General features: G+C 32.0%; 27 protein-coding genes. All 27 read left to right on the top strand.

The annotated features are described in order from the left end of the window. Window positions 1-2,660: ATP-binding protein (locus tag QLS31_RS07740; protein ID WP_282743362.1), on the top strand; the 2,660-nt coding region annotated here is incomplete at its 5' end. Continuing rightward, entirely contained in the window at window positions 2,660-3,094 is a 435-nt protein-coding gene (locus tag QLS31_RS07735; RefSeq protein ID WP_099715318.1) for a response regulator, read from the top strand. The genes QLS31_RS07740 and QLS31_RS07735, both read left to right, overlap by 1 nt. Before the next feature lie 205 nt (window positions 3,095-3,299). Further along, window positions 3,300-3,494 (top strand): hypothetical protein, encoded by a 195-nt coding sequence (locus QLS31_RS07730; RefSeq protein ID WP_099716318.1) that lies wholly within the window; start codon window positions 3,300-3,302, stop codon window positions 3,492-3,494. A gap of 431 nt (window positions 3,495-3,925) precedes the next feature. After that, window positions 3,926-4,987, top strand: a complete 1,062-nt coding sequence (locus QLS31_RS07725) for a class I fructose-bisphosphate aldolase (RefSeq protein WP_282743361.1) — start codon at window positions 3,926-3,928, stop codon at window positions 4,985-4,987. A gap of 254 nt (window positions 4,988-5,241) precedes the next feature. Then, a complete protein-coding gene (locus tag QLS31_RS07720) occupies window positions 5,242-5,715 on the top strand; it encodes a DNA starvation/stationary phase protection protein (protein ID WP_282713412.1) in 474 nt (157 codons plus the stop codon). Between the two features lie 406 nt (window positions 5,716-6,121). Beyond that, window positions 6,122-6,505 carry a hypothetical protein gene (locus tag QLS31_RS07715; protein ID WP_282743360.1) on the top strand — a complete coding sequence of 128 codons (384 nt, stop codon included), beginning with the start codon at window positions 6,122-6,124 and terminating at the stop codon, window positions 6,503-6,505. A 44-nt stretch (window positions 6,506-6,549) separates the two neighbouring features. Then, window positions 6,550-6,771 (top strand): hypothetical protein, encoded by a 222-nt coding sequence (locus tag QLS31_RS07710; protein ID WP_121342215.1) that lies wholly within the window; start codon window positions 6,550-6,552, stop codon window positions 6,769-6,771. Between the two features lie 165 nt (window positions 6,772-6,936). Further along, window positions 6,937-7,392, top strand: a complete 456-nt coding sequence (locus QLS31_RS07705) for a PA2169 family four-helix-bundle protein (protein ID WP_282718596.1) — start codon at window positions 6,937-6,939, stop codon at window positions 7,390-7,392. A gap of 101 nt (window positions 7,393-7,493) precedes the next feature. Further along, window positions 7,494-8,252: an ABC transporter permease gene (locus QLS31_RS07700; RefSeq protein ID WP_282743363.1), complete on the top strand. Its 759-nt coding sequence runs from the start codon at window positions 7,494-7,496 to the stop codon at window positions 8,250-8,252. A gap of 1 nt (window position 8,253) precedes the next feature. Continuing rightward, a complete protein-coding gene (locus tag QLS31_RS07695; RefSeq protein ID WP_282743358.1) occupies window positions 8,254-9,030 on the top strand; it encodes an ATP-binding cassette domain-containing protein in 777 nt (258 codons plus the stop codon). An 18-nt stretch (window positions 9,031-9,048) separates the two neighbouring features. Next, window positions 9,049-9,933: an MlaD family protein gene (locus QLS31_RS07690; protein WP_121342218.1), complete on the top strand. Its 885-nt coding sequence runs from the start codon at window positions 9,049-9,051 to the stop codon at window positions 9,931-9,933. 185 nt (window positions 9,934-10,118) lie between these two features. Further along, window positions 10,119-10,883 carry a DUF4382 domain-containing protein gene (locus tag QLS31_RS07685; RefSeq protein ID WP_282743357.1) on the top strand — a complete coding sequence of 255 codons (765 nt, stop codon included), beginning with the start codon at window positions 10,119-10,121 and terminating at the stop codon, window positions 10,881-10,883. A gap of 169 nt (window positions 10,884-11,052) precedes the next feature. Beyond that, window positions 11,053-11,271, top strand: coding sequence for a hypothetical protein (locus QLS31_RS07680; RefSeq protein WP_282743356.1), 219 nt, complete (start codon window positions 11,053-11,055; stop codon window positions 11,269-11,271). A gap of 192 nt (window positions 11,272-11,463) precedes the next feature. Further along, complete coding sequence (locus tag QLS31_RS07675) at window positions 11,464-11,649, top strand: CsbD family protein (protein WP_099715308.1); 186 nt, start codon at window positions 11,464-11,466, stop codon at window positions 11,647-11,649. 169 nt (window positions 11,650-11,818) lie between these two features. Then, entirely contained in the window at window positions 11,819-12,280 is a 462-nt protein-coding gene (locus tag QLS31_RS07670; protein WP_282743354.1) for a hypothetical protein, read from the top strand. 197 nt (window positions 12,281-12,477) lie between these two features. After that, complete coding sequence (locus tag QLS31_RS07665; RefSeq protein WP_282743353.1) at window positions 12,478-13,113, top strand: porin family protein; 636 nt, start codon at window positions 12,478-12,480, stop codon at window positions 13,111-13,113. Window positions 13,114-13,235: 122 nt separating this feature from the next. Continuing rightward, window positions 13,236-13,388, top strand: a complete 153-nt coding sequence (locus QLS31_RS07660) for a lmo0937 family membrane protein (RefSeq protein WP_121342222.1) — start codon at window positions 13,236-13,238, stop codon at window positions 13,386-13,388. Between the two features lie 70 nt (window positions 13,389-13,458). Next, entirely contained in the window at window positions 13,459-13,611 is a 153-nt protein-coding gene (locus QLS31_RS07655) for a lmo0937 family membrane protein (protein ID WP_121342223.1), read from the top strand. A 31-nt stretch (window positions 13,612-13,642) separates the two neighbouring features. Continuing rightward, the gene (locus tag QLS31_RS07650; protein WP_282713426.1) at window positions 13,643-13,975 is read left to right on the top strand and encodes a YtxH domain-containing protein; all 333 of its coding nucleotides are present in this window, start codon (window positions 13,643-13,645) and stop codon (window positions 13,973-13,975) included. Window positions 13,976-14,028: 53 nt separating this feature from the next. Continuing rightward, window positions 14,029-14,376 carry a hypothetical protein gene (locus tag QLS31_RS07645; protein WP_282713427.1) on the top strand — a complete coding sequence of 116 codons (348 nt, stop codon included), beginning with the start codon at window positions 14,029-14,031 and terminating at the stop codon, window positions 14,374-14,376. 1 nt (window position 14,377) lies between these two features. Next, window positions 14,378-14,716 (top strand): hypothetical protein, encoded by a 339-nt coding sequence (locus QLS31_RS07640; RefSeq protein ID WP_282718591.1) that lies wholly within the window; start codon window positions 14,378-14,380, stop codon window positions 14,714-14,716. Between the two features lie 174 nt (window positions 14,717-14,890). Continuing rightward, entirely contained in the window at window positions 14,891-15,595 is a 705-nt protein-coding gene (locus tag QLS31_RS07635; RefSeq protein ID WP_282713429.1) for a diguanylate cyclase, read from the top strand. Between the two features lie 370 nt (window positions 15,596-15,965). Beyond that, window positions 15,966-17,426 (top strand): ice-binding family protein, encoded by a 1,461-nt coding sequence (locus QLS31_RS07630; RefSeq protein WP_282718589.1) that lies wholly within the window; start codon window positions 15,966-15,968, stop codon window positions 17,424-17,426. A gap of 83 nt (window positions 17,427-17,509) precedes the next feature. Next, window positions 17,510-19,543: an OmpA family protein gene (locus QLS31_RS07625; protein ID WP_282743352.1), complete on the top strand. Its 2,034-nt coding sequence runs from the start codon at window positions 17,510-17,512 to the stop codon at window positions 19,541-19,543. 242 nt (window positions 19,544-19,785) lie between these two features. After that, on the top strand, window positions 19,786-20,265 hold the full coding sequence (locus QLS31_RS07620) for a nuclear transport factor 2 family protein (RefSeq protein WP_282743351.1): 480 nt from the start codon (window positions 19,786-19,788) through the stop codon (window positions 20,263-20,265). Further along, window positions 20,255-20,701, top strand: a complete 447-nt coding sequence (locus tag QLS31_RS07615) for a DUF1572 family protein (RefSeq protein WP_282743350.1) — start codon at window positions 20,255-20,257, stop codon at window positions 20,699-20,701. The genes QLS31_RS07620 and QLS31_RS07615 overlap by 11 nt, the downstream gene beginning before the upstream one ends. A 112-nt stretch (window positions 20,702-20,813) precedes the next feature. Next, window positions 20,814-21,902: an AI-2E family transporter gene (locus QLS31_RS07610; protein ID WP_282743349.1), complete on the top strand. Its 1,089-nt coding sequence runs from the start codon at window positions 20,814-20,816 to the stop codon at window positions 21,900-21,902.

Genomic DNA, 21,902 nt, shown 5'->3' with positions numbered 1-21,902 from the left:
TTGCCAATAAAGAGCTTGCTTTTCAAAACGATGAAAAAGAAAAAAGGGCAGCTGAACTGGTAATTGCCAATAAAGAGCTTGCTTTTCAAAATGATGAGAAAGAAAAAAGAGCTAATGAATTAATCATTGCTAATAAAGAGCTTCTATTTCAAAATGATGAAAAAGAGAAACGAGCGGCTGAACTTGCAATTGCCAATAAAGAGCTTGCTTTTCAAAACGATGAAAAAGAAAAAAGGGCAGCTGAACTGGTAATTGCCAATAAAGAGCTTGCTTTTCAAAATGATGAGAAAGAAAAAAGAGCTAATGAATTAATCATTGCTAATAAAGAGCTTCTATTTCAAAATGATGAGAAAGAGAAACGAGCGGCTGAACTTGCAATTGCAAATAAAGAGCTTGCTTTTCAAAATGATGAGAAAGAAAAAAGAGCTAATGAATTAATCATTGCCAATAAAGAGCTTCTATTTCAAAATGATGAAAAAGACAAACGTGAAGCCGAATTAGTTGTAGCCAATAAAGAGCTTGCTTTTCAAAATGATGAAAAAGAAAAACGAGCTGCTGAATTAGTGATTGCCAATGAAGAACTTCTATTTCAAAACCAAGAAAAAGCAAAACAACAAATTGCCAATAAAAAACTGGAAGAACTTAGTTACGCAGCAAAATTAGCTTCGCAATATTCTCTCAGTTTGATTGAAGCTAGTCGGGATCCATTGGTCACTATAAATACCAAAGGTAAAATTACGGATATGAATGAGGCTTTGGTAAACATTACGGGTATGACGCGTGATGAGCTTACAGATTCTGATTTTTTCGATTATTTTACGGAGCAACAAAAAGCCCGTGAAGTATATCAAGAAGTATTCGAGAAAGGTTCCGTAGCTGATTCTCCGCTTACACTTCGCCACAAAGAAGGCAAGCTGACGGATGTATTATTCAATGGTTCTGTTTATAAAGATGATAAAGGAGATGTACTTGGGGTTGTAATTGTTGCCAGAGATGTAACGGAACAAAAAAGAATTGCTACGGAGCTGGTAGAAGCACGGGTTTTTGCTGAATTAGCCACCGAAATTGCAGAAGAAGCCAAAATAAATGCCGAAAGTGCTACCATTATAGCGGAAAATGCAGTAAAAGCAAAGCAGCAATTTTTGTCTAATATGAGCCATGAAATTCGTACACCGATGAATGCAATTATCGGATTTACTAAAGTGGTTTTAAAAACAGAATTGTCGCCAAAACAAAAAGAATATTTAAATGCAATTAAAATGAGTGGCGATGCCTTAATCGTACTCATAAATGATATCCTTGATTTAGCAAAAGTTGATGCGGGTAAGATGACATTTGAGAAAACACCATTCAAAATGAAATCTTCCATATTAGCCATGCTTCATTTGTTTGAAACAAAAATTCAAGAAAAAAATTTAAAATTAATTACGGAATATGACAGTAAAATTCCTGATGTTATTGTAGGTGACCCTGTTCGTTTGCACCAAATTATTTTAAACTTGGTGAGTAATGCCGTAAAATTTACCTCTAAAGGAAAGATTACGGTAAGTGTTCATTTATTGCATGAGGAAGATGATAAAGTAATTATTGAATTTGCGGTAACTGATACTGGAATAGGCATTCCCGACGAAAAAATTGGAAAAATATTTGAAAATTTTCAACAAGCCTCCAGTGGTACTTCAAGATTATATGGCGGAACAGGATTAGGACTTGCCATAGTGAAACAATTAGTGGAACCACAAGGAGGAAGTATTCGTGTAAGAAGTACTGTTAATGAAGGATCTACGTTTAGTTTTACATTGAGTTTTCAAAAAACAAATGCTGACGCTGAATTAGAGAATGAACTGCTAGAATTAGATACTGAAATAAAAAACATAAAAGTATTAGTTGTTGAGGATATTCCTCTTAATCAACTATTAATGAAAACATTATTGGATGACTTTGGATTTTCCAGAGACATTGCTGAAAATGGTAAAATAGCTATCGAGAAATTAAAAGAAAACGAATACGATATCATTCTAATGGACTTACAAATGCCAGAAATGAATGGATTTGAAGCTACAGAATACATTCGTAAAACAATGAATTCTAAAATTCCTATAATCGCTTTAACTGCTGACGTTACAACAGTCGATTTAGCTAAATGTAAAGCAGTAGGAATGAATGATTATCTGGCAAAACCCGTTAATGAAAGGCTGTTATACAGTAAGATTGTTGGAATATTAAAAAAACCAAAACTTGAAAAACTTAGCGCTAAGCTTAATGAGAATATAGAAGAAAATAGCGTGAAGGAGGAAAAAATTAAATGTATTGATTTGATTTATTTAAATCAGCGAACAAAATCAAATCCAGCGTTAATGATGGAAATGATTTCATTGTATTTAACACAAACTCCACCTTTAATCAATACCATTAAACAAAGTTTAGAAGATAAAAACTGGCAATTATTGGGTGCTGCAGCGCATAAAATGATTCCGTCTTTTGCCATAATGGGCATGAATCCTAACTTTGAAAATATGGCGAAAAAAATTCAGGAATTTGCAATTGCGCACGAAAAAATGGAAGGAATAGATGACTTAGTCCTGCAACTTGAAGAAATTTGTTTACAAGCATGCCAAGAATTACAAGAAGAACTTAATATAATCAAAAATACCATATAATGAAAAATGATACTAAAATAAAGATATTCCTAGTAGATGATGATGCCTTGTTTTTAAAATCTTTAGAAATTGAATTTTTAGAAAATGCTGATTTTACAGTGGAGACTTATTCTACTGGAGAGCTGTGCATCGCTAATATAAATAACAATCCAGATGTAGTAATTTTAGATTATCAACTTGATGGTATAGTTGCAAATGCAATGAACGGAATTGAAACATTAGATAAAATAAAAGCATTCAATCCAGAAATTCCAGTAATAATGTTGTCCTCCCAAGATAAAATTGAAGTTGCCATAAACTGTATGCATCATAAAGCTGTGGACTATGTGGTGAAAAGCGAAACCGCTTTTGTTCGCTTACAAAAAATAATCACTTCTGTTTTTAAATATCAAAAAATGGAAAAGCAATTAAATTGGTACATGGATAGAATGTAGTATTTTTTAAAGTGTGAATGATATAACTTTTATTGACAATTATGTAACACTTTTAGAGTCAAACAGAAATACATTTGCTTTGTAATTAATTCAAATACAAATACTTGAATTAATAAAACCTCAAAGCATTTCTATTTTTATCAAGTAGACTTTGAAAGTTAAACATAAAAATAAATTACAATATCAATCTTTAAAAAATAAAATTATGAATCTTAAAAGAATTTTTGGAGCATTACTTACCGCACTTGGAATAGGTGGTCTTATTTATACTGCTATAGTATTTGCTGGAACATCTGGCGACATGACAGATGTTAAATCATTAATCATTTACGGCGTACTGGGTATTATTTTCTTCGTTTCTGGAATCAGTTTGGTTCGTACAACAAAAGACGAATCATAAAAATATACTAGTACTTAGTTCATTTTGATTGAAATCCAATTTTAGCGGATCTCTATTAAATTATTGGTTACACTAAAATACCTGTATCTTTATACAATGTGAAGCTATTTTATAGCCAAACAAAACAGTCAAATTTGTTTTAAAGGTACAATACACTAAATAACTTTCCTTGTTTTTTCGGATTCAAAGAAAGTTATTTTTCGTTTTACTTGGTCACAAATAAGTAATTTTCAAATTCTTTGGACTTTTTTAAACGCTACTTTTTCCTTGTTAAAAACATTAATTCAGCCATTTTAAAACTCACAAACACTTCATTTCATAGCCATTAATTTAATTTTTAATCATTTACAAGATTTAAATTATTAAATATAACTATCTTTATATCAGTGTTTTAAAACGGGAAAACTATTGTAAATCTAGACTGTTTCAAGATGAAAAATATAGCGCAATTATTAGCTTTATTAGGCAATGAAAAAGACTTTTTACTGAATCGTGTCTGTAAAACAATTTCGAAAGATCAAATTCATTTACCCAATCCTTCGCATATAGATACCGTTTTTTTACAAAGCAATCGAAACGCACAAACGATTAGAAGTTTGACACAATTATACCATCATGGCCGACTTTCGGATACTGGTTATATTTCTATTTTACCCGTAGATCAAGGAATTGAACATACTGCGGGAAGTTCTTTTTCTCCAAATCCTATTTATTTTGACCCCGAAAACATCGTGAAACTTGCCATTGAAGCGGGCTGTAATGCGGTGGCTTCCACAATGGGAGGACTGGCAATGTTATCTAGAAAATATGCGCATAAAATTCCGTTTGTGGTAAAAATCAATCACAATGAACTCCTAACCTATCCCAATAAGTACGATCAAATCATGTTTGGGAGTGTTCGAGATGCCTGGAATATGGGAGCTGTAGCTGTGGGAGCAACTGTTTACTTTGGCTCAGCCGAATCAGACAGGCAAATTATAGAAGTGGCAAAAGCTTTTGAAGAAGCGCATAATTTAGGCATGGCAACCATTCTTTGGTGTTACGCAAGAAATGATGGATTTATTAAAAACGGTGTCGATTATAATACCGCTGCTGATATTACCGGTCAAGCCAATTACTTGGGGGTTTCTATCCAGGCAGATATTATTAAACAAAAGCTACCTACTAATAACGGTGGTTTTACGGCAATACAATTTGCCAAAACAAATCCAGATATGTATACAAAATTAGCCTCAGATCATCCTATAGATTTATGCCGCTATCAGGTAATGAACTGTTTTTCCGGTCGAATCAGCATGATTAATTCCGGAGGGGAATCTAAAGGTGAAACTGATTTGGCCGAAGCCATAAAAACTGCCGTCATAAACAAAAGAGCTGGTGGTAGCGGAATGATTATGGGTCGAAAAGCTTTCCAACGCCCCTTTGGCGAAGGTGTAAAACTGATACAAGCTGTTCAGGAAATTTATCTGGCTAAAGAAGTTTCTATTGCTTAAACATAGATTAATCAATTGATTAAAACTTCAATACTAAACCAAAAAACACTGATTACATAGCTTTTATACTCCCATAAGGTGTGAATCATGTAACTTATTTTTACAATCTTATAATACTTTTAGAGCGAAATCAAATGACCTTTGTACTATCATGATACTTTATTAATTGTTGCACACCGTTTGAATGATTTTAAAAAAAACGTGTACAAAGTCTTAAAAAAAGTAGCGGCAATTAAATATTAAATATAGAAAATATGAAACCACAAATTGGAATTACACAAGAACATTTAAAAAATAGTATTTCTATCTTATCGTCAATTTTAGCGAATGAAATGACACTATATATTAAATTAAGAAAATTTCATTGGAATGTTTCTGGTGAAAGTTTTATGGAGTTTCATAAATTATTTGAAGGACAGTATACACAACTAGAAGCTTCAATAGATGAAATTGCAGAACGCATCAGCAAATTAGGAGGAAAAACTATTGGAACGATGAAAGAGTTTTCAGATTTAAGCATCATCAAAGAATCGCCTAATCATTATCCATCTCAAAAAGAAATGGTTAAAGAATTACTGGAAGATCATGAAACAGTTATTGTTCATCTTCGAAAAGATGTTGATACAAGTGCTGAAGAAAATAAAGATGCCGGAACTGCTGATTTCCTGACAGGTTTGATGGAAGCACACGAAACAATGGCTTGGACACTAAGAAGATATTTAGAATAATAAAAATATAAAAACATGGAAAATTCAGAAAACGAAGTTTATTCAGCTTCAAAAAGTCATTGCAGAGTTGGTAAAATAACTCCTAAAAAAATAGAAGAAGATAAATCTACCACAACAGTAGATTTATAAAAATAGTAAGGTTAGGTTGGTTTTTTTTAGGTTTGGTTAAGGGCTATTGTTTTTACAATAGCCCTTTTTGGTATAATAATTATTGCTTTTCTAAGCAGGAATTATTTCAATTTTCATTCAAATTATTAGGATTAAAAACCCTACTTAAAACATGTAAATTATATAATCTTTACCTAAAGTAATGTAATATTTTTTTAGATTAAATAACTGAACTTTAAATAATTGTAATTCATTAATTATAACAACAGTTACATCACATAACGCTAAAAAAACTATTATGAAAACAACAAAGAAATTAGGCATTTGGATGGATCATTCCATGGCCCATTTAATGGAATTTACTTCCAAGCATTTTGAAATTGAAACCATTGAATCAGAACTTAGCAATCAGGAAAAAATGGCAAGTTTAGCAAAATCCGAAAATTCAAATTTTAGTAAAGAGAGAAAACAACTTTTTGAGTACTATAAAAAAATTGGCGAAGCCATAAAAAATTACAAACGCGTAATTCTCTTTGGACCAACTGATGCAAAAATAGAACTCTTTGATCTTTTGAGTGAAGACACCCGTTTTTTAAAAATTAAATTCGAGATTAAAGACACTGATAAAATGGACGTAAATCAGCAACATAATTTTGTTAAAGAATACTTTTCAAGAGCATAATTCAACCTTTATACCATTATATATCAACTTAAAAACTTTTAAAAATGAAAACAAGAACTATAGGAATCGTTATGATTATTTTAGGAATAATTATGTTGTTGTATACTAGTTTTAATTATGTAACAACTGAAAAAGTAGTTGACATAGGTCCAATTCAAATTAACAAAGAAGTTAATCATCCCGTAAAATGGTCTCCAATTATAGGAATTATACTTGCTGTAGGCGGTGTTGTCTTGATAGTTGCAGGTACTAAAAAAGAAGCTTAATTCTGATGCTAAAATTTCAATTTATTGAATGTGTGAATAATGCAACTTTAAATAATAGTTATATAACACATTTTTTGGCATTGATAATGACCTTTGCAAAGCAGACAATCTTAAATAAATGTAGTACAGTATAATCTAGTTTAATCACTGTTAAAATAGAATAAGATGAATAAAGAGAAATCAATTGTGGTATTAAATAATCTTATTGAAATCAATAATGATAGAATTCAGGTTTATGAAACTGCAACAATAGTAACAGAAGAAAGTGATTTGAAAAATTTGTTTTCTGAATTCCAAAAAACAAGTGAAATTTTTAAATCAGAACTGGCAGAAGAAGTTCAAAAAATGGGCGGAATTCCAGTGGATGTGATTAAAAAAAATAACTTTTTTGTGAAGCTTTGGATGAATTTCAAGGCAAAACTTGTCGATAAAGACAGAGAAGATATTTTAAACACTCTTGAATATAAAGAATTTGTAGCTATAAAAAGTTATAAAGAAACCTTGATCGATAATTTTGATCATCTTACCGTTGAGCTTCTTATTATCCTTAAATCACAACAACTTTTATTAACTGCGCATCATGATAAGGTGAAAAAGTTAGGAGATTTAATGTTGTCTTAAAGCAAACCATTTCTTCTGATTCACTTTAAGTCAATACTTAATTCGCATTTATACAAACACAATGACTAATGAATAGTATAATAACAGCCAGAAAAGAAAGCATAATAACGTACTTGAAAGAAACTTTCAATGATGTAGGCAACATTACATTATTTGCAGCGCGTTTTTTCAAAGAAGTGATCAAACCTCCCTATGAAATCAAGGAGTTCATGAAACAATGTTATGTTATTGGGTATAAATCTTTGCCATTAGTAACCATCACAGGATTTATAATGGGCTTAGTGCTTACACTGCAATCAAGACCTACATTAGCTAAGTTTGGCGCAGAATCGTGGTTACCTAGTATGGTTGCTCTTTCTTTAATACGAGAAATAGCACCCGTAATTACTGCTTTGATTTGTGCTGGTAAAGTTTCGTCCGGTATTGGTGCTGAGTTAGGGTCCATGAAAGTGACGGAACAAATAGATGCGATGGAAGTTTCAGCAATAAATCCGTATAAATATTTAGTCGTTACAAGGATTTTAGCCACTACACTTATGATTCCGCTTTTAGTGATTTATGCAGATGGTATTGGGATTATCGGAGGATATGTGGGAATAAATATTCATAGTGATGTTAGTTTATACCGTTACATCTCACAAGTTTTAGAATCCATTACATTTTTAGATATTTTTCCGGCGACTATGAAAACTTTTTTCTTTGGTTTCTTTATTGGAATGATTGGCTGTTATAAAGGATTTAATGCGGCTAATGGAACTGAAAGTGTTGGGAAAGCGGCAAATTCTGCTGTAGTTACTGCTTCGCTAACAATATTTATTATTGATATGCTTGCCGTACAATTAACTGATTTATTTTTCTAAAATGATACAAGAAACAACAACAATAGCTCCTGCTCCAGTTCCTAAAACGAATAGTCCAGTTATAGAAATAAAAGAACTTTATAAATCCTTTGGCAAAAATGAGGTTTTAAAAGGAGTTACTTTCTCTGTAAATAAAGGTGAAAATTTAGTAGTCTTAGGAAAATCAGGTTCCGGGAAATCAATAACCATAAAATGTTTAGTTGGTTTAGTGGTTGCGGACGAAGGTGAAATAAATGTATTTGGTACCGATATCACAAAAATAGATACCGCTGAGCTTAATAAAATCAGAGTTCGAATAGGTTTTCTTTTTCAAAATGCAGCGCTGTATGATTCCATGAGTGTTCGAGAAAATCTAGGATTTACATTGAAACGACACGCCAAAGATTTATCTACCGAAGAATTAGAAAATCAAATAAAAGACGTTTTGGAGAGCGTTGGCCTGGCTGAGGCAATTGATAAAATGCCTTCGGAATTATCAGGAGGAATGCGAAAAAGAATTGGTCTCGCAAGAACCCTTATTCTAAAACCCGAAATCATATTATATGATGAACCTACCACTGGATTAGACACAATAACATCCAGAGAAATCAGCGAATTATTATTAGAAATTCAAAAAAAGCATAAAACATCTTCGATTATTATTACTCATGATATGGCTTGTGCAAAACACACTGCTGATCGGCTTGTGATTCTAAAAGATGGTGTAATACATACCGAAGGAACTTACGAAGAATTAGAAAAAAGTGATGACGAATGGGTTCGTTCTTTTTTCATATAACCAATAAAAAAATATAAAATGAATAAAGAATCTGGATACCAATGGAAATTAGGAATGTTTGTAATTATAGGGTTAGTACTTTTTGTTACAACAATATATTTTGTTGGAAAGCAGAAAAATTTATTTGGCTCTACATTTGAATTGAATTCGAAATTTAATTCGGTGAACGGACTTGAAGTAGGCAATAATGTTCGTTTTTCAGGTATCAATATCGGTACGGTGGAAGAAATTGAATTTCTTACGGATACTTCTGTAGTAATTAAATTAATCATAAAAGAAGAAGTTCGTAAATACATCAAGAAAGATGCTATTGCGAGCATTAGTTCTGATGGTTTAATGGGCGATAAAGTGCTCACCATATCCTCCGGGAAAAACTCTAATGTAATTGTAGAAAACAACGATAATATAGCTTCAAAGCAAGCTATAGAAATGGATGATTTAATGGTCAGCGTAAAAAAGAGTGTTGATAATGCCGGCGTTATTACAGCTCAACTTGCCCAGTTCAGTTACAGCATGAATAACGGAAATGGCGCTTTATCTAAATTAGTCTCCGATGAGGAATTTGGAAACAGTATAAAAAACATGGTTTCTAATCTTGAAAACAGTTCAAATGAATTTCAAAAATTTACTTTCAAGATGAATAATGGAAAAGGAGCGTTGTCAAAATTAGTCAGTGATGAGAAAATGGGTCGAATGATTGATTCTACACTAACAAATGTAAAAACAGGAACCGAAGGACTCAATGAAGTTATAGAAGCTGCAAAACATAATTTTCTGTTGAGAGGCTATTTCAATAAAAAGAAAAAAGCAGAAGATAAAAAGCTGGAAGAGCTCGAAGATCAGGAAGAAATAGAAATGAAAAAGGAATTAAATATTGGGGCAAAATTTGATACTATAAAATAGTTTTAAAATAGCAATACCATATAATATTTCCCTTAAAGCATGCCGAATTAAGAAAATACTTATTATTTTATCCTTATAAGTGAGAATTCTACAACTTTATAGTAAAGTTGTATAACATTTGATTTGTAGGCGCAAAGTATCTTTACAATACTATAAATATTTTGAACCCCTAAATTAAAATGAAAATGAAAAAAATGAAATTTATTCTGTCTTTCATCATGCTTGGATTACTAATCTATTCCTGTAACAATGATGATACCAATGCCAGTTATCCTTATGCCGTGAGACTGACTGACGCTCCAGGTCCTTATGAAGAAGTAAATGTAGACATACAAGGCGTGGAAGTTATAGGAGATGACGGTAAAATCGTAGCATTAAATGTAGAAAAAGGTATTTATAACTTACTAGAATTTTCTAATGGTGTCGATACATTAATCGCAACGGATTCACTTGAAATTTCTTCAGTGAAACAAATAAGACTTATTCTGGGAGCTGATAATACAGTAGTTCTTGATGGTATAAGTTATCCTTTGAGTACTCCAAGTGCAGAACAAAGCGGATTGAAGCTTCAAGTTAACCAAACACTTCAAGAAGGAATATTGTATACCGTTCTTTTGGATTTTGATGCCAATAAATCGGTGGTTAAATTAGGAAATGGCGGATATCAATTGAAACCGGTTATTAGAACAATAGAAAAAGCAATTAGCGGTTCTATAAAAGGTAAAATTACTCCAATAGGAACAATGGCTGTAGTTGAAGCAACTTCATCAACAGCTGTAAGTTATACGAGCAATGTAAATGAAAACGGTGATTTCTTAGTGATGGGACTTCCTCCTGGAACGTATACCATTACTATCACTCCTGCTCTACCATTATTACCAGTAACAAAAACGGAGATAGTAGTTACAGCTGGTCTTACAACTGACATAGGATCTTTTATTATCTTATAAAAATAGTTGTATAAAATGCCTCTTTAATTAAAAATTGGCATTTACAAACAACTCAATGCCTCTAAAATCATTAAAAACATCATACCAGTAAAGGATGTTTTTAATGATTTTTATTTTTTAAATTCAAATAAAAAGTGACTCTCAAAATAACCTTAAAATTGAAATCATCATGAAAACAGAAAAAGAACTTAATGACGCTATTCTTGAAATTACAATGAAAATACGGAATGACTATCCTGAATTATCTAAATATTTATCAGAGATGCCTGTAACTATTCCGGACGATACAAATCCTGAAATAAATATTAAAACACTAACGGATTATTACAAATCATTGGAAGACATATTAAAAAAATACGTTCCAAATCATATTCACGATTCAAATTAACAAAAATGGTTATTTGATATAAATACCAAAAAAAGCTATTTAATTATTCCATAAGAAATAATTTATTGATTCCTTTTTTTACAAAATCAGTGAATATAACAAACTATTCATAAAGTTATATAACTGATTTAATCCATAAACGCGCCAACTTTGTAAAGTGAAAACTATTTCGCGTACAATACACACAAAAAAATGAATTCAATAGAACTTACAGGAAATTGGGAGGAGCAAAAAGGAAAATTAAAACAAAAATTTGCTGCTTTGACCGAGAATGATTTACTCTTTACAGAAGGTAAAAAAGAAGAAATGCTGAGAAAACTCCAAATTAAATTGGGGAAAACCAAAGAAGAAATTCTTAAAATTATACAGTCTATCTAATATTTTTTTTTCAAAAAAACCTTATTTACCCCTATTACTACATTGCCCACTTTTAAAACCGTTGCATAATTCAAACTAGCAAAATTAAATGCTACTAGTTTGAATTATAAAATGGTTAAACGGAAGTTTTCTAATCCCATCAAAAAAATTTAATAGTAAACTATATAAAATGAAAAAGACACTTTTTACCCTTGCAATAACAACTTTCATGGCTGGAACCTTTTTAACAGGTTGTCAAAATACTTCTAAAAAAGAAGAAGCTGCTCAAGATAATGTAAAAGACGCAAGAGAAAATCTTGATGATGCAAAAGAAGAATTATCAGATGCAAGAAAAGTAGCAACAGAAGATGAATGGAATGCATTCAAAGCAAGTACTAATGCTACAATTGCTGAAAATGAAATGAGAATAGCGGAGATGAAAGCCAGTATGAAAAAAACCGGAAAATCAATCGATGAGGAATATGCTGAAAAAATTGATATTTTAGAACAAAAAAATAATGATATAAAAGTTAAGATTGAAACCTATAAAAATGATACCAGCAATGATTGGGAATCTTTTAAACAGGAATACAATCGCGATATGGATGAACTTGGCCAGGCATTGAAAAACCTCACAGTAGACAACAAATAGTAAATTAAAAAGACGAGTTATACAACTCGTCTTTTTTTGTCTAATTATTTTTTGATTAAAAAAACAACCTGAAAATATTTGACAATAAATCGTTTAAGGTGTGAATAATGTAAACTTAACCAAAAGTATTGTAACAAAGTAAGAGCGTAAGATGCTGATATTTGTAGTATAATAATTCTATAACAAAAACAATTAAAATGAAAAATTCAAAAAAACTGATTTTTGCTTCATTAGTCATAACATTCATGACTTTAACTAATGCAAATGCACAAGACGGCGCTTCAAAATTTGGTGTAAAAGGAGGCGTAAATTTCTCTAATTTATATACTGAAGACGTTGATGACAACAATGTGTTAACAGGTTTTAATGTTGGTTTTTTTGCCAAATTGCCTATTTCGAATAATATCGCTTTGCAACCTGAAATCTCTTACACTGGAAAGGGAGCTGAACTCGTTTACAACAATGCTTTAGTGAGTGGAACTGCTCAATTTAAATTAGATTATATTGAAGTACCTCTTTTATTGGTAGTTAATGTGACCAAGAATTTTAATATTCATGTAGGTCCTTATGCAGCTTATATGGTAAGTGCTAAAACGACTAATAAATCAGATAGTGGTAGTTATAATTTTGAAGATAATATTGACACGGATGATTTCAACAAGTTTGATGCAGGTCTTGCCGGTGGTGTCGGGATTGATTTAGAACCAGTTAGTTTTGGAGTACGTTACAATTATGGATTGACTAAAATTGGAAAAGAAGACTCATCAACTAGCTTTAGCTCTCCAGATGCTAAAAATAGCGTCCTGAGTTTCTACGCTGCTTTTGCTTTTTAATTAGTTTAAAAAAAGCAAAACTAATTTCACCATAAAACACTGTAAAACAAAACAATACATATATTTTTTATATGTAACTTTACTAAATTTAATCAAAAAATAATCGTTAAAAATTAAAAATCATGAGCAATTTACTTTACACTATCGCAGTAATTTTAGTCCTTTTTTGGGCAATTGGTTTCTTTGCATACAGCGTAGGATCAATTATCCATATCCTTCTTGTTATCGCAGTTATTGCAGTTATATTGAGAATTATACAAGGCCGAAAAATCTAATACATCTACTTATTAATTGACCTACAAAAATAAATTGAATACAAATATAAATCATTAAAAACTAGAAATCATGAGCAATCTTCTTTACACAATCGCAGTTATTTTAGTCATTTTTTGGGCTATTGGATTCTTTGCATTCAGCGTAGGATCAATTATACACGTACTTCTTGTTATTGCAGTTATTGCAATACTATTTAGACTTATACAAGGTAGGGGTATCTAAATCAAATAATAAAACAATAAAATAAATAATTATGAAAGCAGATAAAATAATATTAGGAGTTTTAGGAGGCGTAGCCGTTGGAGCATTATTAGGAGTATTGTTTGCACCTGAAAAAGGGGACAAAACAAGAAAAAAAATTATGGACAAGAGCAACGATTATGCTGATGAATTAAAAGATAAATTAGATACTTTATTAGGAACAATCAATAAAAAGTATGAGAAAATTTGGAGTGAAGGCGAAAATTTAATCGCTCAAGGAAAGTCAAAATTTGATGATGCAAAGCATGAAGGTGAAACATTACTTTCTGAAGGAAAATCAAAATTTTATGATGTAAAAAACGAAATTAAAAACACAAGTATCTAAAAAGACACTTCGGTTTTAAAATTTCACAAGTAATTACGCTTACAAATTATCCCATGGAAAACACAGCAACAACAATAGAAATGCTTTTTGAGAAAGCAGAGGATTATACTAGAACAACAGTAGAATTGGTGAAGTTAAATGCAGTAGATAAAACTGCTGATGTTATGTCCTCGCTTCTTTCTCGATTAACCGTTTCTATTGTTTTTGTAATGTTTGCATTTCTTGTAAACATTGGTCTTTCCTTATGGATAGGCGAATTATTAGGTAAAGTATATTATGGTTTTTTTATAGTATCCAGTGCTTATTTTCTGATTTCAATAGTGTTATACATTAATAAAGATCAATGGCTTAAAATGCCAATCAGTAATTTTATCATTGTCAAAATGCTTAAAAACAGTTAATATGAAAACCATTAACGAGACAGACACTCTTAAGGAAACGATACAATTGCTTAAAATAAAACAAGCTAACGAGTTTGTACATCTTAAAAACCAGTATTATCATACATACGAAAGTTTGAAACCTTTGAATATCATCAAAAATGCTTTTGGCCAAATGGCTACCTCATCTGATTTTAAAGGAAATATACTCAGTAATGTTATTGGTATATCAACCGGTTATTTAACTAAAAAAGTTTTGCTGGGATCGACCCATAATCCAATCAAAAGAATATTAGGTACATTACTACAATTTGTAATTACTAATGTTGTTACAAAACATTCAGATACTTCAAAATCATAACTCTTACATTTTAGTTTTGAATTGATTTATTCGAATGCTATAATCATCGATAATTCGATAAATTTTCTATAAACACTTATTTGTTCTTTATTAAATAAGTTCAAAATAATAGTTCTAACCTGGGAATTTATTTTATTAAAGATTATATTTTTTGAAAATTAATTTGAAAAGGGCATGAAAAAAAGATTCAGAAAAGAAGCGCTAATATTAGTAAATAAAGAACTTGCTTTTCAAAACTTAGAAAAGGAAAAACGTGCTGCTGAATTGATAATTGCCAATAAAGAGCTTGTGTTTCAAAATCAAGAAAAGGAAAAACGTGCTGCTGAATTGATAATTGCCAATAAAGAGCTTGTGTTTCAAAATCAAGAAAAAGAAAATCGTGCTGCTGAATTAATAATTGCCAATAAAGAACTTGCATTTCAAAATCAAGAAAAAGAAAATCGAGCTGCTGAATTGATAATTGCCAATAAAGAACTTGCGTTTCAAAATCAAGAAAAAGAAAATCGTGCTGCTGAATTAATTATCGCCAATGAAGAACTTCTTTTTCAGAATAAAGAAAAAGAAAATCGAGCTGCTGAATTAATTGCTGCTAATCTAGAGCTTAAAAAAGCCGAAGAATACCAAATAGAATACATCAAAGGACTAGAGGAAATGATGTTTATGACTTCCCACAAAGTGAGACAGCCCATTGCTAATATTTTAGGTTTGTCCTATTTGCTCCATCATCAATCCATAAATTCACCAAATGATCTAAAGGAATCTTTAGATTACATCAAACAATCTGCTTTGAGTCTTGATACTTTTACCAAAGAACTTACTCAATTCATTTTTAATTTGGGAGAAAAAGGAAAATTGTATTTAAATAAAACCGCTTCCTAAATTATAATCAAACAAGACATGATTCCATAAAAGGGTAACAATTTATAATAATAGGGTTTAACTTTTTCATTAAAGTTAAACCCTATTTTATGTTTCTTTACTATTTAATGGGTGTCTTTGACTTAAAAAATGATTTAAATCATAATACATTTTAGATTAAATTTTTTAGGAATCCTTAAGTTTCTGAAAAAAAAAACTAAATAGAACGATACATTTTAAACAACAACTAACTGATTAACAACATAAAAATTAGAAAACCTTTTTCAAATAAGTGAATTTCACAACTTCCTTTTTTAATTGTGTAACACAAACAGCCAATAACAAAACAATCTTTGCTGTACAAAATACTTAATCCCCTAAATCAATAATAATGAAAACTAAAAATTTACTATTAATGTTTGCAATATTGTTTATTGCATCAATTTCCAGCTGTGCAACAGATGATTTTCAAGAAACCATAGGTGTCTGTCCAGTTGTACAAGCTACAAGTCCTATAAATGGAGCGACAGGAGTTTCATTCAATCCTATAATTACAGTTACCTTCAATGAGGAGATGGATGCCGCAACTATCAATCAATCCTCTTTTACTATTACAGGAACTGGACAAGTAGCAGGTAGCATAACATATAGTGGTACCACTGCGTCATTTACACCTACGATTGCTTTATCTCCAAACACAACTTACACAGGTAGAGTTTCAACTGCCAGTAAAGATGTGATGGGTAATGCTTTACAAGAAGATTATGTATGGACATTTAAAACTGGAATTGCACCTACAGTAACGACAACAGATCCTATAAACAATGCCATAGGAGTTAATCTAAATAAAATTATCACTGCTGATTTTAGTATAGCAATGGATCCCTTAACTCTTAATGCAACTACTTTTATAGTAAGACAAGGTACTGTGGTTATTCCAGGTATCGTTGCCTACTCTGGTACAACTGCCTCTTTTACTCCAAGTATTCCGCTTACTCCAGGAACTATCTACACAGCTACTATCACAACTGGCGCAAGAAATACCGCTGGTATTGCATTAGCAAATAACTATGTATGGAATTTTACTACAGTGAGTCCTGCAGTTATTACAACTGTTCCAACTGCTGCAACTGGTTTATTTTTTGGAGTTTTTGGAGGAAATGCCGGAATAACAAATCAAGGTTTGAATACAGTAATTAATGGAAATATCGGAACAACTGCTGCTTCTACATTAGTAACTGGATTTCATGATGGAACTACTGGGGACGTTTACACAGAAACACCTTTAAATAAAGGGCTAGTAAATGGTAGAATACATACTGCACCACCAACTCCTGGTTCAGCAACTTCTGAAGCAATAGCAACTCAGGGATTAGCTGATGCAAATGCAGCATATATTAGTATTTCCCCAGCACAAAAACCGGGAGGAACAGATCCAGGCGCGGGTGAATTAGGAAATTTAGTGTTACCTCCTGGAATTTATAAATCAGCAGGTGCAACTTTTAAAATTTCATTAGGAGATCTAACTTTAGATGCCAAAGGTGATCCTAACGCCGTTTGGATTTTTCAAACAGCAGCTGGTTTAACAGTAGGAATTGCTGGACCAACAGGTGCTAAAAATGTTAATTTAGTTAATGGAGCTCAAGCTAAAAATGTATTTTGGTATGTAGGTAGTTCGGCTGTAATTAATGGAGCTGGTGGCGGTGTTATGACTGGAACTATAATTGCTTCAGCAGGTGTTACATTCTCAACACCAGGAAATGCTGTTCAAACTGTATTAAATGGTAGAGCAATCTCACTAGTAGCATCAGTTACTATGGTTAATACCACTATCAATGTACCTGCTAATTAAGAATTAGATACAATTGGTTTCAACTAAACAATTTCAACTCGTTAAGACGGGATATTTAAAATGAATCAAACAAAACAAATAACATGGACAATATAAATAATTTCAAAAAAAGACTATGCCAAGCTTGGTCACCTAATAATTTACCGTTAAAAAGTCTTTTAGTAGTCTCATTGACATGGTTAAGTGCCCAAACGACTGTTCAGGCACAAGAAGTTCAAGCGGTTAAATACGCTAAACCCTCTTGGTACTTTGGACTTGCTGGTGGTGCTAATTTTAATTTTTACGAAGGTTCTACTAATCAGTTGAATGCTAGTTTTACGCCTCCGGCTACTTTTCATGAAGGAAATGGAACTGGTCTTTTTATTGCGCCACTTTTAGAATATCGTCCAGCTGATTCAAGATGGGGTGTAATGTTACAAGCAGGATACGATAGCCGTAAAGGTTCCTTTGACCAAGTAAAAACAGCATGCGACTGTCCTGCTGATTTATCTACTGACTTAAGTTACATCACCGTGGAACCAAGCGTACGTTTTGCTCCTTTTAAATCTAATTTTTATCTTTATGGAGGTCCACGATTGGCTTTCAATATGGACAAATCATTTACCTATCAATTAGGCATTAATCCAGCTTTCCCTGATCAAGCTCCAACTCCTGCAGTAACAGGTGAATTTAGCGAGATAGAGAAAACTATTCTGTCAATGCAAGTTGGTGCAGGATATGATATTCCACTTTCTTCAGATAGTAATAAAACACAATTTGTATTGTCTCCTTTTGTTTCTTTCCAACCTTATTTTGGTCAAAATCCTCGTGCTACAGAGACTTGGAACATAACTACCATCAGAGCTGGAGTTGCCCTTAAATTTGGACAAGGAAAAAACATTCAAGAAGCAACGGATTTGGCTAAAGACCGTGAAGTGCAGTTCTCAGTAAATTCTCCAAGCAACGTTCCCGGAGAAAGAAAAATGACTGAAATTTTCCCGCTTAGAAACTATGTTTTCTTTAATGAAGGATCAACTGAGATTCCAAATCGTTATGTCTTATTGACAAAAAATCAAGTAAAAGACTTTAAAGAAGATCAATTAGAAACATTTGCTCCAAAAAATTTATCAGATCGTTCTAAACGTCAAATGACTGTTTATTATAATGTACTGAACATCCTTGGAGATCGAATGCAAAAAAATCCTTCATCGACAATTACTTTGGTGGGTTCCTCTAACAATGGCAATACAGATGGTCTTACTATGGCGGAATCTGTTAAAACCTATTTGGTAAATATATTTGTAATAAATCCAACTAGAATTACCACTAAAGGTCAAAATAAACCAAATATCCCATCAGAGCAACCAGGAGCAACATTAGAATTGGTTTTGTTACGTGAAGGAGATCGCAGAGTTTCTATCGAAAGTAATTCTGCTGATTTATTGATGGAATTTCAAAGTGGTCCTGATGCGCCATTAAAACCAGTTCAAATTACAGCTTCACAAGAAGCACCTTTGGAAAGTTATGTTACTTTCAATAATAAAGGAGCTGGAGAAGCATTATCATCTTGGTCATTACAAATAACTGACGAGAAAGGAAAAATACAATCATTTGGACCTTATACTCAAGATGAAGTAAGCATTCCTGGAAAAACAATTTTAGGTAACCGTCCAGAAGGAGATTACAAAGTAAAAATGATTGGCCAGACTAAAAGTGGTAAAATTATAGAAAAGGAAACTCCGGTTCACATGGTACTTTGGACTCCTGCAAAAATGGAAGAAGGGATGCGATATAGTATCATCTATGAATTCAATACTTCTAAAGCGATTTCATTGTATGAAAAATACCTAACTGAAGTAGTTACACCAAAAATTCCTGTTGGAGCAACTGTGATTATCAAAGGTCATACTGATATTATTGGTGAAGAAGTATACAATCAGGACTTGTCATTAGCTCGTGCAAATGATGTAAAAAATATCCTTCAGAGCAGTTTAGCTAAAGCGGGTAGAAACGATGTTAAATTCGATGTATCTGGTTATGGTGAAAATGAAAATAATTCTCCGTTTGACAACAAAACTCCCGAAGAACGTTTTTATAATCGTACCGTAATAATTGATATTATTCCTGCCGTTAAATAAGTCGAGATAACAGAATACCATTTAATAAATTATAAAAGAGGATAGAAACTTAAAAGTCTATCCTCTTTTTTTATCTAAAATTGAGAAACCATTTCTGAATGTAATCTAATGAGAATCAATCCTGAATTATTCCTGGTGTTTCTATATCAGAAATAAATCACATCAAATTATTCTATATTCCTTTTTTAAAACCTAAATTTTAACAAAAAAATTATTATTTTTACTACTCACTTTATGTAGATATGACCCCAAACGAAAAAACCCTCATTAAGTTTTATACTGCTTTTGCCAATGCCGATACTTCAACTATGTGTGAATGCTATCACTCTAAAATTGAGTTTCGTGATCCTGCTTTTGGATTATTAAAAGAAAAGGATGTTTGCCAAATGTGGAAAATGCTTATTGAAAAAAGTAAAGGAAATATAAAAATTGAGTTCTCAGATATAAAAGCAGATGAATACGTTGGTTCCGCGCAATGGATAGCTACCTACACATTCAGTAAAAGCAATAGAAAAGTAGTAAATGTTATTCGCGCACAGTTTCAGTTTAAAGACGGATTGATCAAAAAGCACACTGATGATTTCGACATCTGGAAATGGTCCAAACAAGCTTTTGGAATTACCGGATATTTATTAGGTTGGACTGGTTTTTTTCAACATAAAATACAGCAACAAGCACTGCTATCATTGAAAAAATACAAAGAAACTAAAAATGCTAATTGAAACTTTAAAAACACTATTCAACCGAGATTTAAATCAGCTAAAAACCGAAATTGAGTCGTACCAAAACGAAAGCGATATTTGGAAAACTCAAAAAGGCATCGCTAATTCAGCCGGAAATCTATGTTTGCATTTAGTAGGAAATCTAAATACTTACATTGGCGCCGAATTTGGAAAGACAGGCTATATAAGAAACAGACCATTAGAATTTTCACTGAAAGATATTCCAAGAGCAGAATTGCTGTCAAAAATCAAAGATACCATTGTCGTTGTTGACAATGCATTAAATACAATATCAGAAGAAGAATTAAAAAAGGAATATCCTCTTTTAGTTTTCGAAAACAAGACTTCTACTGAGTTTATGCTTGTCCATTTGACCACGCACCTAGCCTATCATTTGGGACAAATTAATTACCACAGACGATTATTGAAATCTTAAAACATTCGCAATAATTGGCAATTTAGTAGCTTATTACACGTTTTAGGTTCATACTTAAATCATTTATAAAGTAAGGAAGAGTAAGGAATAACGCTTATAATACAACAATTATATGTCAGAATCTTCTAAAACACCCATTCCATTTCAATCCAACAGGAGATTTTCTGTGTTAGAAATTCTTCAGTTTATCGTATTGGCGGCTTTGATTCTGTACTTTGGCAAAACATTATTTATTCCGTTAAGCTTTTCATTACTTATCAGTTTCATTCTGTACCCCATCTGTAAATGGATGGAAACAAAAGGAATTAACAAAGGAGTTTCAATTATTATTTCCATTTTAGGAGTAACACTTTTGGTAGGAGCTATAATTTATCTATTATTCGCACAGTTTTCAGAGTTTCTTCACGAATGGCAATCTTTAAGTACCAAACTAACCGAAACAATAAATCAATTGAGTATTTTTATTTCGGAACGATTTGACATTAGTTTGCAAAAACAAACAGAATTTATCAATAATACGCTCAACAACTCCGGTTCACAAGCTTTTTCAATAGTCCGAAATACCGCTTATTCCCTGTCTGAATCTGTATTTTTCTTATTAATGATTCCTGTTTTCTCGGCATTAATACTTTTCCACCGCCAGATGTTATCGAATGCCTTATATGAACTTTTCCCTCCCGAAAGAAAAAAAACCATTCACGAAATCCTCGTCGAAACCATTCATGCGTATTACAATTTCATCAAAGGAATGCTGCTGGTCTATTTAATAGTTGGATTATTAAACAGTATCGGACTATTGATTATCGGAGTACCACACCCATTTCTGTTTGGTTTTATAGCCTCAATCCTTACTTTTATTCCGTATGTAGGAATCATGATATCGTCGCTCTTGCCCATTGCAGTTTCTTGGATAACGTACAATTCGATTTGGTATCCGTTAGCCGTCATTGCTGTTTTTTCTGTTGTTCAAGCACTCGAAGCCTATATTATATTTCCTTTCGCTGTGGGAAGCCGTTTGAAAATAAACACACTTGTAATCATTATTGTAGTAATCGTGGGAGGCATTTTATGGGGCGCTGCAGGAATGATTCTCTTCATTCCGTTCATCAGTATCATAAAATTGATTGCCGACCGCACACCTAGTCTAAAGACACTATCCGTTTTATTGGGAGATGGTGAACAAAAGAAAACTACGAAATAA

The sequence above is a fragment of the Flavobacterium sp. XS2P24 genome, assembly GCF_030010285.1.
Classification (GTDB): Bacteria; Bacteroidota; Bacteroidia; order Flavobacteriales; family Flavobacteriaceae; genus Flavobacterium; species Flavobacterium algoritolerans.
The sequence above is the reverse complement of the archived record's forward strand: the minus strand, read 5'-3'. Positions and strand labels throughout refer to the sequence as shown.

Excerpts from the sequence above, each read along its gene's own strand:
- QLS31_RS07735 (WP_099715318.1), top strand. The coding sequence starts at position 2,660 with ATGAAAAATGATACTAAAATAAAGATATTCCTAGTAGATGATGATGCC.
- QLS31_RS07730 (WP_099716318.1), top strand. The coding sequence starts at position 3,300 with ATGAATCTTAAAAGAATTTTTGGAGCATTACTTACCGCACTTGGAATA.
- QLS31_RS07725 (WP_282743361.1), top strand. The coding sequence starts at position 3,926 with ATGAAAAATATAGCGCAATTATTAGCTTTATTAGGCAATGAAAAAGAC.
- QLS31_RS07720 (WP_282713412.1), top strand. The coding sequence starts at position 5,242 with ATGAAACCACAAATTGGAATTACACAAGAACATTTAAAAAATAGTATT.
- QLS31_RS07715 (WP_282743360.1), top strand. The coding sequence starts at position 6,122 with ATGAAAACAACAAAGAAATTAGGCATTTGGATGGATCATTCCATGGCC.
- QLS31_RS07710 (WP_121342215.1), top strand. The coding sequence starts at position 6,550 with ATGAAAACAAGAACTATAGGAATCGTTATGATTATTTTAGGAATAATT.
- QLS31_RS07705 (WP_282718596.1), top strand. The coding sequence starts at position 6,937 with ATGAATAAAGAGAAATCAATTGTGGTATTAAATAATCTTATTGAAATC.
- QLS31_RS07695 (WP_282743358.1), top strand. The coding sequence starts at position 8,254 with ATGATACAAGAAACAACAACAATAGCTCCTGCTCCAGTTCCTAAAACG.
- QLS31_RS07690 (WP_121342218.1), top strand. The coding sequence starts at position 9,049 with ATGAATAAAGAATCTGGATACCAATGGAAATTAGGAATGTTTGTAATT.
- QLS31_RS07685 (WP_282743357.1), top strand. The coding sequence starts at position 10,119 with ATGAAAAAAATGAAATTTATTCTGTCTTTCATCATGCTTGGATTACTA.
- QLS31_RS07680 (WP_282743356.1), top strand. The coding sequence starts at position 11,053 with ATGAAAACAGAAAAAGAACTTAATGACGCTATTCTTGAAATTACAATG.
- QLS31_RS07675 (WP_099715308.1), top strand. The coding sequence starts at position 11,464 with ATGAATTCAATAGAACTTACAGGAAATTGGGAGGAGCAAAAAGGAAAA.
- QLS31_RS07670 (WP_282743354.1), top strand. The coding sequence starts at position 11,819 with ATGAAAAAGACACTTTTTACCCTTGCAATAACAACTTTCATGGCTGGA.
- QLS31_RS07665 (WP_282743353.1), top strand. The coding sequence starts at position 12,478 with ATGAAAAATTCAAAAAAACTGATTTTTGCTTCATTAGTCATAACATTC.
- QLS31_RS07660 (WP_121342222.1), top strand. The coding sequence starts at position 13,236 with ATGAGCAATTTACTTTACACTATCGCAGTAATTTTAGTCCTTTTTTGG.
- QLS31_RS07655 (WP_121342223.1), top strand. The coding sequence starts at position 13,459 with ATGAGCAATCTTCTTTACACAATCGCAGTTATTTTAGTCATTTTTTGG.
- QLS31_RS07650 (WP_282713426.1), top strand. The coding sequence starts at position 13,643 with ATGAAAGCAGATAAAATAATATTAGGAGTTTTAGGAGGCGTAGCCGTT.
- QLS31_RS07645 (WP_282713427.1), top strand. The coding sequence starts at position 14,029 with ATGGAAAACACAGCAACAACAATAGAAATGCTTTTTGAGAAAGCAGAG.
- QLS31_RS07640 (WP_282718591.1), top strand. The coding sequence starts at position 14,378 with ATGAAAACCATTAACGAGACAGACACTCTTAAGGAAACGATACAATTG.
- QLS31_RS07635 (WP_282713429.1), top strand. The coding sequence starts at position 14,891 with ATGAAAAAAAGATTCAGAAAAGAAGCGCTAATATTAGTAAATAAAGAA.
- QLS31_RS07630 (WP_282718589.1), top strand. The coding sequence starts at position 15,966 with ATGAAAACTAAAAATTTACTATTAATGTTTGCAATATTGTTTATTGCA.
- QLS31_RS07625 (WP_282743352.1), top strand. The coding sequence starts at position 17,510 with ATGGACAATATAAATAATTTCAAAAAAAGACTATGCCAAGCTTGGTCA.
- QLS31_RS07620 (WP_282743351.1), top strand. The coding sequence starts at position 19,786 with ATGACCCCAAACGAAAAAACCCTCATTAAGTTTTATACTGCTTTTGCC.
- QLS31_RS07615 (WP_282743350.1), top strand. The coding sequence starts at position 20,255 with ATGCTAATTGAAACTTTAAAAACACTATTCAACCGAGATTTAAATCAG.
- QLS31_RS07610 (WP_282743349.1), top strand. The coding sequence starts at position 20,814 with ATGTCAGAATCTTCTAAAACACCCATTCCATTTCAATCCAACAGGAGA.